We start from the raw sequence: 9,703 nt of genomic DNA on the forward strand, positions 1-9,703 counted from the left end.
GGCGGGGTGGCCGCGGGTCAGCGCGCGAGGATGCTCAGGATCTCACTGGCCGAACGTCCCCGCGCCGCGAGGGGATAGACGGTGATGGCCAGCCGGATGAGGTTGTCACCCCGGCGGCTGACGCCCGCGGCCGGGACGGGCCAGACCCGGTCCGTCGGGCCGGTCGCCTCCCAGGCGATCTTGATCGCGGCGAGTGGGCCGGTGACGTCGCAGCGCCGCCAGGCGTCGGCGGCCCGGGCTGCGACGTCGATGACACCGGGACCGGCCGTGGCGACCGCGACCGCCGCCTCGGGACCCGCGGTCAGGATCCACGGCACGAGGCCCGGTGTCGGCTCGATCCGCTGCAGCAGCGAGATCATCGCCTGCGACCGGGGCCCGGTGACAATGGCCGCCGCCGACGCCCCGTGCCGCGCGACCACGTCCACGGCGCCCGGATGTGCCTGTTCGACGTCGGCCAGGGCCCGGCGCACCGCGGGTTCCAGGTCGAGCGAGGCGAGTGTCGCCAGCACGGCCACGGGTATCCGGGCGAGCAGCCTCCCGAGCGGCGCGAGCACCGGCCGGTCGGCCTCGGGTACCCGGCCGAGACACGCGGCCGCGGCAGCGGCCTCGGTCACCGATATGCCGTGCTCCAGAGCCAGGCCGACCACGGCGACCGGGTCGTCCGTGGTGGCGGCGACGGCCAGATCCACCTCGGCCGCGCCCGCGGGCAGCAGGTCGGCGACCGCCAACAACCAGGCCCGGGCGGGCGGGTCCAACGCGCCCAGCGCCGACACCAGGCGCGGCGCCCCGTGCAACGCGGCGGCCACCCGCACCAGACGGGCACCGCAGGTCGCGGCGACGGTAGCCGGGTCGAGCGCGACCAGCGACGCGACCTCCGCCGCGAAGGACGCGGACGAACCGGCAACCCGACCGGACGAACCGGATGGACCCGTGGTGGCCGGCCCCGCCGGACCGGTGCTGAGGGGTCCCGCCGGACCGGTGGTGAGGGGTCCCGCCGGACCGGTGGTGAGGGGTCCCGCCGGACCGGTGGTGAGGGGTCCCGCCGGACCGGTGGTGAGGGGTCCCGCCGGACCGGTGGTGAGGGGTCCCGTGGGGTCCGACTCGCCCCGGGCCGCGCGCGCCGCTTCGACGAGCAGCCGGGGCAGCGGCATCGTGCCCCAGTGGGCGGCCAGATAGGGCGCGGAGACACCCTCCAGCGAGGGGGGCGCGGAGGGCGCCCCGCGGCGCAGGACGCCCTCCGCGATCGCGGTGTCGAGCACGTCGGCCACGTCCTGTCCGGACATCCGGGCGAGCCGGACCAGCCAGTCGCGCGCCGCCCCGATCAGGCTGGCCCTGTTCAGGGTCTCGGCGAGCGGATGGATACCCCAGCGCCGGGACAGGTACAGCCCGACGACGTCGTCGTCGAACAGGGCGACCGCCCACGCCGACATGCCCGGCCTGCCAAGCAGGTTCTCCTGGAAGGCGGTCTCAATCACCGTCGACGGGTCCGCCGCGACAAGCTCGGCGAACTGCGTGGTCCAGACGATGTCCTCGACGGCGAGGCATCGGACGATCTTCAGCAGGGTGTCGAGCGGCAGGACGCCCCACCGGGATCGCGCGAACGCGACGACGCGCGGATCGGCCCACCAGACGGGATCGGGCGGCGGGTCGGCCTGGTGCAGGCCCGCCGTGACGGCCTCGTCGACGAGGTCGCCCGGATTCGCGCCGAGCGCGGCGCCGCAGGAGCGCAGCCACTCCAGGTCGCTGTCCACCAGGACCCGGACCGTCGCCATGATGTCCCGCAGCGACCGTTCGTCCCAGCGTGCGGCGACGTAACCGGCAATCAGCGGCGGCAGCGCCGCGTCCGTCGGCGAGGCCTCGTCGAGGACACCCTCCGCGACGGTCCGGTCGATCGCGCTGGAAACCGGGACCGCGGCGGCGTCGGCCACCGCGCGCAGCCAGCCGACACTCGACCGCGTCAGGTCCCGGGCCACGTCGAGCAACGCCACCAACGGCACCGCGGTCCACCGTTCGGTGAGGTAGGAGGCGACGTCCACATGGGACCAGTCGGATGGTGACGGTGGCCGCGCCTGGCCGAGCAGGCGCTGGGCGAGTGCCGCGTCGACCACCTCCGACACGGACACCCCGACCGTGACGGCCACCGAGCGGATCCAGAGCAGGTCACCCGCGGCCAGCACCCGCCCGAGCTCGATCAGCTCGGCCAGGCTCGTCGTCTTCCACCGTTCGGCGAGACACCTGGCGATGTCGGGGTCCCACCGCGACGGCGGCACCGGACCCGGTCCGGCCAGGAGGTTCTCCTCGATCGCCCGGTCCCGCACCTCGTCGGCAGCCAGCCCGCCGGCGGCCGCGAGGGCCGCGCACCAGTCCGGTATCCAGTCCGGGTCACGGGCGACGACCAGGGTGTCGGCGAATGCGGCCCGCGGGTCCGCGACCGGGGCCGACACGTCCTCGGCGGAGGCAGTCGCGCCCTCCTCCACGCCGCCGTCCACACCGCCGTCCATACCGCCGTCCGCACCGCCGTCGAGCACGAACCGGCGGACCTCGTCCTCGGTGAGTCCGGGCACCGCATCGGCGCCGGCCCGCGCAAACAGCTCGATCCGGTGGACGATGCCGCTGCCGGGCCGCCCACTCACCGGGCTGGTTCCCCCCCCGCAGCACCTCGGGCGTCACCCGGGCACGTTCCGTGAGTTCCCGGATCAGATCGACGGGCAGCAGCGGCGCGCACCGCACCACCGCCGGCGCCGCGCCGGCGACCGCGAGCGAGACGACCGCGTCGCGGTCAAGTCGGGGTGCCCGGGCCAGCACCTGCCCGGTCGCGGCCACCCGTTCGAGGGCCTCGGTCAGCTCGGTCAGGCCGACCGCGGTGATCTGCCAGACGTCACCCCAGCAACCGGTGAGGACACCGATCGCGGGCAGCGTCTCGGCGAGCAGCATCCGGCGGGTCTCCGGCCGGATCCGCTCCCGCCTGACCAGCCGCATCACGTCGATGACGATCCGGCGCTCGGCCGGCAGCGGCCGCAGGACCGCCGCGAGCTCGTCGAGCATCTTCGCGCTGTCCCGGGCCGCCAGGACGCTCTGCTGCTCGGCGAGCTCCGCGGTGACCGTGAAAATCAGGTCCGGCCGCCCGGCGAACGCCCGACCGATCTCCTGCAGCATCGTCATGACTGCGCTACGCCCACCGCGTTGCGGGCTGCCGGTGTCGGCCGCGAGGGCACTCTCGTCCGGGTTCACCAGCAGGTGTGCGAAGGCCGCGGCGAACAGCCGCCGGGCCGCGCTCTGCCCCGCCGTCGCTCCGATGCGCCTGCGCAGCCCCTGCAACGAGACGTCATCGACCAGCGGCAGGTCCCGCCAGGCGCGCGGAGCGTGGGCTTGGCCGTCCTCGTCGAGCAGCGGCAGCGCGAACTCCACCGGCTGGCCGGCGCTCGCCAGAACCTTCGGTTCGGTCAGAGCCGCCGGGTCGACGCCGAAGGCGATGATCCGGGCCGGATCGGGCACTGCGCCGTCCGGTGCCCGGTGCGCGGACCGCAGGCGTCGCAGCGCAACCAGGGTCCGGGCGAGGTCGTCGGGCGGGCAGAGCAGCCAGCCGGAACCGCCGAGCAGGCCGGCCAGCGGGCTGGACAGGTCCGCGGCCTCGAAGGCGGCCACGCCGACCGCCGCCCGCCCGGACTGTAGCCTCGCCGCGAGGCGCACCGGCTCCGGGTTGACCCGGCGCTCGGCTGTCATGACCTCCGTCCCCGTCGGCGCGAACACCCCCCGCAGGCCCTTGGGATCGCCACGCGGGGTGAGCGTCTCGTCGAAACGGCGCACCGTCACCGGGCGCTGCTCACCGGCCTGCAGGACGGTGGTGAGATCGACGTCGAACCCGGTGCCGGAGCGCGGCACGAACACCCGGACGCCGTACCTGAGCTTCATCACGACGAACCGGGGGTCGACCCGGTCGACCGTGCCCAGGTACGTCCCGCCGACCAGGCCCCGCTCGAAGCGGGGGTTGCGGTCGCCGAACCCGCCACGGGCCGCGGTGTCGTGATGGTAGGCGATGATGACGTCGGAGGCGGCGAGATCTTCGGTGATCTTCACGCGCCGCGGCGGCCAGCGTCGTGAGCTCCTCCCGGAGCCGGCCGGGCTGCAGGTCAGCAACCCGGGCGTCGATCCCGCAGCCCCGCAGGTACCGGTCCACCGCCTGCTCGCGCGCCGCCCGCGACCCGCCTGTCACCGCGCCGTAGGCGGTCGGTCGGCGGCCGGTGGACAACCACCCGATCAGCCGGGCCAGCGATCGGGCCTGCGCCGCCCGCCACTCCTCCAGCGGGGCGTCCGGTGCCGGGACGTCGTCGCCGAGCAGTTCCACCGTGTCCTGGCTACGTTCGGACGCGGGCGGGATCACCCCCCGGGCCGGCGCGTACCCGTGGCGGCCATACCCGACCAGCCGCAGCGATCCCCGGCAGTGCACGAGATGATCCGGGCTGAGTTCGACGGGAACGACGCCGAGCTGGGTCGCGGCATCGTCGAGCAGCGCGCCGAGCGGGGCGAGCATGTCCATGACGTCCGCGGGGGCGACGAACTCACCGTTCGCGAGCTGCGCGGCCATGCTGTCGTCGCCGCGTTGCCGCTCGAGCGGGTCGGTGAGCGGGCCGGCCGCCCAGCTCGTGATGTAACCCGTGGGCGCCTCGTAGCCCGTGGGCACCCCGTCGGGGCCGTCGACGATGTCGAGCAGCAGGGGGGTCAGCGGGTTGCCGAGCGAGAGCAGCTCCATGCCGACCCGTAGCGTCGACGGGCCGCCCGCGCCGGCCGTACGCAGGGCGCCGAAGCCCAGCCCGGCGAGGCTGACCAGGCGTACCCGGCAGTCGGCCCCGGCGCCGCGGATCCGCCGGGGCATCTCCCGCCAGGTCCGGCCGCTGCGGCCCACGACCGCCGGGCGCTGGTCCGCCGCTTCCGCCGCTTCCGCCGGCTGCGCGCCTGCGGTCCGCGCCGGGCGGTGTCCCCGCTGCGCCGGCGCGGCACCGCCGGCGGGTCCGGCGGGGAGCGGCTCGGGGTCCGCGAAGTCGTCGAAGTCGTCCGCTCCGGCGGGGCCCGCGGTGCCGCCCGGGTACCCGCCAGCACCCGAAGACGCCGCGCTCCCCGAATACCCGCCACCACCCGGAGACGCCGCGCCGGTCGATCCCGTCCGACCGCCCTGGAAGGCCCTGCCGTTCGAGCCCGCTCCGCGGTCCGGGGGCGCCCCCGGGTTCGACTTCGATTCGCCGTCGGGCTGGCTCCCCCACGCGCTCCGGTTCCACCAGCTCACGGTTGCGGCTCCTCATCCGACAGGACCTCGCGGGCGACCAGCGCGGTACGCACCGCGGCGATCTCCGCACGTAGCACGGTGGCGGTGCCGAGCCGGAAACGCGGATCGGCGGGCAGGCAGTCGGTGATCAAGCGGATCAGCATGGGGTGCACGCGACGGGCCGCGAGCTCACCCCGCAGCTGCCGCAGCTTCTCGTCCCGCGCCTCGGCATCAGCCCGGGAACCGGCGGCGTCCGCGGCCGACCTGGCCTCGGTCGCCCCCCCCGAGCCAGTCGTCCGGGCGGTCACCGGTCAGCGCGAACAGCAGGGTGGCCGCCAGGCAGTGCAGGTCGTACTGCGGGCTGAGCGGCTCGGCTCCCGGCGGGGCGTAGCCCGGGGTCGCGGTGGTGGGCATGACCTTGGCCGACGGCTCGACGATCGCTGCCGTCGACAGGTCGACGAGCGAGTACCGGGGTGGGTCACCAGCGACGAGGATGTTCTCCGGCTTGACGTCGCCGTGGACCCAGTATCCCCTGATCCGTTCCTCGTGCTGGTAGAGCCGCTGCGGTCGGATCGTGTGCATCGCCTCCAGCGTGGCGCTGATCTGGTCGGCCAGCTCGACGACCTGGCGGGCGCTGAGCGGGCCGGACTCGGTGACCCGGGAGTCAAGCGTGGTGGGCACCATCTGCCCAATGTCACCGATGAACTGCATGACGATGAACGCCTCACGGTTGTACCGCTCGACCTCCCGCTCGTTGCCCCCGGTCACGAGCGCGTTATGGTCGTGCCGGGTCGGCGAGGGCCGGTAGACGACGTCCACCAGGGCCGGCACCCCGTGGGTGATCTCGCCGAGCGCCGCCTGCACGGCGACCGCGTCCTCGACGTCGATCGAGCGCTTCTCGTACTGGGTCCTGGCGTACTCGGGATTGATGTCGTGGTCGCGGCCGCCCCACCATGCGCCCTTGACGACGACCAGGGCGTTGCTCCACTCGTCCCAGGCGAGCTCGACGTAACCTTGGCCGCCCTCGGCGAGATGACGCACGCAGCGGTACCGGCCACGGCCCCAGGTGCGCGGCACCGACGCGAAGGACGCCCCGTAACGCAACCGTTCGACGATCTCCAAATCAGAGGCGACCGTACTCACCGGCCACCTCCGGGTACCCCACCGCCGCCAGGTCCGCCGGTCCCGAGCACCCCGCCGGCCGGCCAGGGTCCCGTCACACGCACTTCCAGACCCACGACGTCGCGGACCAGCCAGACCGGCTCCTCGCCGTCCCACCTCTCGGCGACGCCCGGCGTCAGCCGCCGGGCACCCACCCACGAGCCGTTCGTCGACAGGTCGGTGAGCGTCACCGTCCCGTCGCGCTCGTTGCCGACCATCAGATGGCGCCGCGAGACCCAGCCGGCGGCGTCGATCTGCAGCCGGTCGCAGACGTCGACGACGATCAGGTCGTCCGCCGTCCGCTGCACGGCGTTCGGTTGCCGTCCCAGCACAATACGTTCACCGGGTCCCACGTTCGGAGTGTCGAACGACGAGCCGTCGCCGCGCCGGACGGTCAGCCGCCAGCCTGTTCCGCCCGGCCGCCCCGGCCGTCCTGGTTGCCCCGGCCGTCCTGGTTGCCCCGGCCGTCCCAGCCGTCCCGGCCGTCCCAGCCGCGTTGACCCGGCCGACCCGCACGAGCGACCCGGCCAGGTGGAGCGGGACGTCGAAACGCCACTCCCGGGGCAGGTCACGCACCAGCCGGTCGTCGCCCAGACTGGTGCCGTTGTGGGAGCGGTCGACCACCATCGCCGTGCCGGCAGCCGTGAGGGTGATCTCCACGTGCCGGGTGCTGATGTAGTCGTAACTGCTACCGAGCCCGGCTGTGACGTCGACGAGCCGCTCCGAGCCGAGGTTGTCGTCGGGATGGCGCCCAAGGACGACCGTGGTGCCCACCTCCAACGTCACGAGACGTTGGGTGCCGCCACCCTCGATTCTCAGCACGACCGGACCCGCCACCACCCTGGCATCCCACCCGGCGCCGGACGGCGCGGGCAGGCCGACGATGGTCAGCGCCCCCACGGTGCCCGAGGGCGGGATGTAAGCGGGAGCATCGAAGATCGTGGCGTCGTCCGCGAGCGCGTCCCCGAGCGCGTCCGCCAGGGTCCTGCGACTCCCCTCCCCGGGTGCGCCATGGCCCGCCTGCCGGTCCGGGGTATCCAGGTCCAGGGGCTCGGTCGCTCCCCGGGGGGCCTGCGCGTCCCGCGACGCCGAGGGCACAGGCGACGCCGAGGGCACAGGCGACGCCGACCGCCTGCCCGGTATCCGTCTCGATCTCCTGGACCGGGCGTCGACACAGCGGACAGACCAGCCGGGCGCCCTGGCCGCGCCCCGCCACGCGCATCGGTGGCGACACGAGCGGCCCCAGCCGGGCGTTCACACAGTCGGGGGTCACGCAGCGATAGGCGTTGGCGCGGGCAGCGGCGACGACCTCCGGTCGCCCCCGCAGGCCCGACGCCTTCACCTCGTCCTGCCGCGCGGCCCGCTCCCAGGTGACGGTGGCGATCCGGTTCATCGCCCGGCGGACCAGTTTCACGTTCTCGCCCGCCGGGGCGGCGGGTAGCACCCTCCATCCGAAGAAGGTCGAGGCGTCGCCCTGGATCCACGCGTGGGCGTCGATGTTGCGTTTGCCGTAGAAGTTGTCCTTGCTGACGACCTTCCCCCCGACGGCCCTCGCCTCCTCGAGCAGGATGTCGTCGGCCTCGGCCGCCCAGGCCAGAGCGCCGTCACGGTAGTACCGCTGCAGCGGAGCGAGGTCGTCGAGCAGGCCGCGCAGGCTGTTGTCGGCCACATAGCGAAAGGTCGCGTCGGCGCCGAAGGCACGGCGGGCGGCGGCCTCCACGGCGAACAGCCGCGCGGTCACGCCGCACCGGCGCGGGCAGCGGGCGCCGTGCGCGCAGCCGAGACCGATCTGCGCGAAGCTGCCCGGCGAACCGTCCCGGGTGATGTTACTGACGTCGAACAGCACCGTCGTCGAGGACATGGGACTCCTACCGATTGTCAGCTGTTGCCGAGGACGTCGTCGAGACGCCGACGGGACGCCGCCCCGCCGTGTTGCCGGCCGGACACGGGGTCCGCCTCGACGAGATCACGGGTCCGGGTCCTGGTGCGGGTCGCCCGGACCCGGGCTCCCGACACCGCGTCGGCCGGCGCGACACCCTGGCCGAGGGCCCGTAGCGTCGCGTTGTAGTGGTCGGCCAGATCGTCGAATCCGCGGTCCGCCGCCCACAGCGCCGCGTTCCGGAACAGCTCGGTGACGCTCTCCCGGGACTGGGCGAAGCTGGCCCGCTTCGCAATCTCCTCGTCGAACTCCGCGATGCTCTCCTCGTGTTCGAGGGAGGATTCCGCGTCCGGGAAGACATCCGCCTCGACGGTGACCCGGAAGCGCTGCGCGGCGTGCGGGTCGGCCCGGCTGTCCACAGCCAGCCGCCGTCCACCGGCGACCACCCCGCCGCGGGCCTGAAGAATCGTGTGCGCGCCGAGCGGTGTGTCCGGAGCGCGCAACCGGAGCAGGAAGACCGGACGGTCCTCGCCGGTGCTCACGGCGGGTAGCGGCAGCCGCAGCTCGGTGCCGCGCGAGGTCGGTGGCGGCACCTTCATGAGGTGACGCTGTGGTTTGATCCGCCGCAGCGCCTCCACCGTCCAGCCGGGTCGGATCAGGACCCGCAGCTCACCGCGCCCCGCGGCCGCGCCGACCACCGGTTCGATCAGCGATGAGACGATCGCGTCGATCCGGTCGACGTCCTCGGCCGCCGCCCAGACGTGCTGCGTCTGGCCGCACACCCCGACCATCTCGGCGAGCACCTCGTCCCGGGCGTCGACGCCGATGCCCAGCGCATCCGTCCCGATGCCCTGGTCGCCGAGCCCGGCGACGATGTGGGCGAGCTGTTCGGGCTGCCAGCGGCCGATATTGGCCTCACCGTCGGTGATGAGCAGGACCCGGTAGACGTCCGCGTCCGGCGCCTGCGCGAGCAGCTCCCGCCCGGCGACGGCGAGCGCGTCGCCGATGTTGGTCTAGGAGTCCGCGTCGCTGTTCGTGGGGCCGTCAACTGCCGGCAGGCGGTCAGGCCGGCGTCCGGCGCTGATCACTCGCGCCTCGCGGGCAAAGCGCACCAGCACGAGCGGACAGCCGTCGGGCAGCAGGCCGTGCACGCGTTCCAGAACCCGCTGCGCGAGCTCCCACTTGCTGACCGCGTCCGGCGCCGCCGGATGCAGCATCGACAGGGATGCGTCGACCGCGACGGCGACCGCCACCTCCCGCCGGCCCCGCGGCGGATCGGCCACGCTGATCGTCAGCCGGAGCACCCCACCCGGCTTCGTGACACCCCGGTCCATCCGGCCCTCGACGCCGAGCCGGTCCCTGTCGTTCATCCAGGGCTGCGCGAAGGTCGCGTGGTGTGACGG

The 9,703-nt window shown here is 74.1% G+C and carries 9 protein-coding genes; all 9 read right to left on the reverse strand.

The genetic code is table 11. From position 1 onward, the window contains the following. Positions 1–17 precede the first annotated feature (17 nt). On the reverse strand, positions 18–2,633 hold the full coding sequence (locus tag AC08OX_RS10550; protein ID WP_476607645.1) for a hypothetical protein: 2,616 nt from the start codon (positions 2,631–2,633) through the stop codon (positions 18–20). A 1,190-nt stretch (positions 2,634–3,823) separates the two neighbouring features. Then, a complete protein-coding gene (locus AC08OX_RS10555) occupies positions 3,824–5,281 on the reverse strand; it encodes a hypothetical protein (protein ID WP_476607646.1) in 1,458 nt (485 codons plus the stop codon). After that, on the reverse strand, positions 5,278–5,424 hold the full coding sequence (locus tag AC08OX_RS10560) for a hypothetical protein (protein WP_476607647.1): 147 nt from the start codon (positions 5,422–5,424) through the stop codon (positions 5,278–5,280). Before AC08OX_RS10560 ends, AC08OX_RS10555 begins: the two co-directional genes overlap by 4 nt. A 67-nt stretch (positions 5,425–5,491) precedes the next feature. After that, positions 5,492–6,403: a serine/threonine-protein kinase gene (locus tag AC08OX_RS10565; protein ID WP_476607648.1), complete on the reverse strand. Its 912-nt coding sequence runs from the start codon at positions 6,401–6,403 to the stop codon at positions 5,492–5,494. Next, on the reverse strand, positions 6,400–6,753 hold the full coding sequence (locus AC08OX_RS10570; protein ID WP_476607649.1) for an FHA domain-containing protein: 354 nt from the start codon (positions 6,751–6,753) through the stop codon (positions 6,400–6,402). Before AC08OX_RS10570 ends, AC08OX_RS10565 begins: the two co-directional genes overlap by 4 nt. A 7-nt stretch (positions 6,754–6,760) precedes the next feature. Beyond that, positions 6,761–7,195: an FHA domain-containing protein gene (locus AC08OX_RS10575; protein ID WP_476607650.1), complete on the reverse strand. Its 435-nt coding sequence runs from the start codon at positions 7,193–7,195 to the stop codon at positions 6,761–6,763. Then, on the reverse strand, positions 7,110–8,282 hold the full coding sequence (locus AC08OX_RS10580) for a hypothetical protein (RefSeq protein ID WP_476607651.1): 1,173 nt from the start codon (positions 8,280–8,282) through the stop codon (positions 7,110–7,112). The genes AC08OX_RS10575 and AC08OX_RS10580 overlap by 86 nt, the downstream gene beginning before the upstream one ends. Positions 8,283–8,299: 17 nt before the next feature. Next, positions 8,300–9,103, reverse strand: a complete 804-nt coding sequence (locus tag AC08OX_RS10585; protein ID WP_476607652.1) for a hypothetical protein — start codon at positions 9,101–9,103, stop codon at positions 8,300–8,302. Positions 9,104–9,313: 210 nt separating this feature from the next. Next, positions 9,314–9,703: hypothetical protein (locus tag AC08OX_RS10590; protein ID WP_476607653.1), on the reverse strand; the 390-nt coding region annotated here is incomplete at its 5' end.

The organism is Frankia sp. CoBUL1, assembly GCF_978021245.1.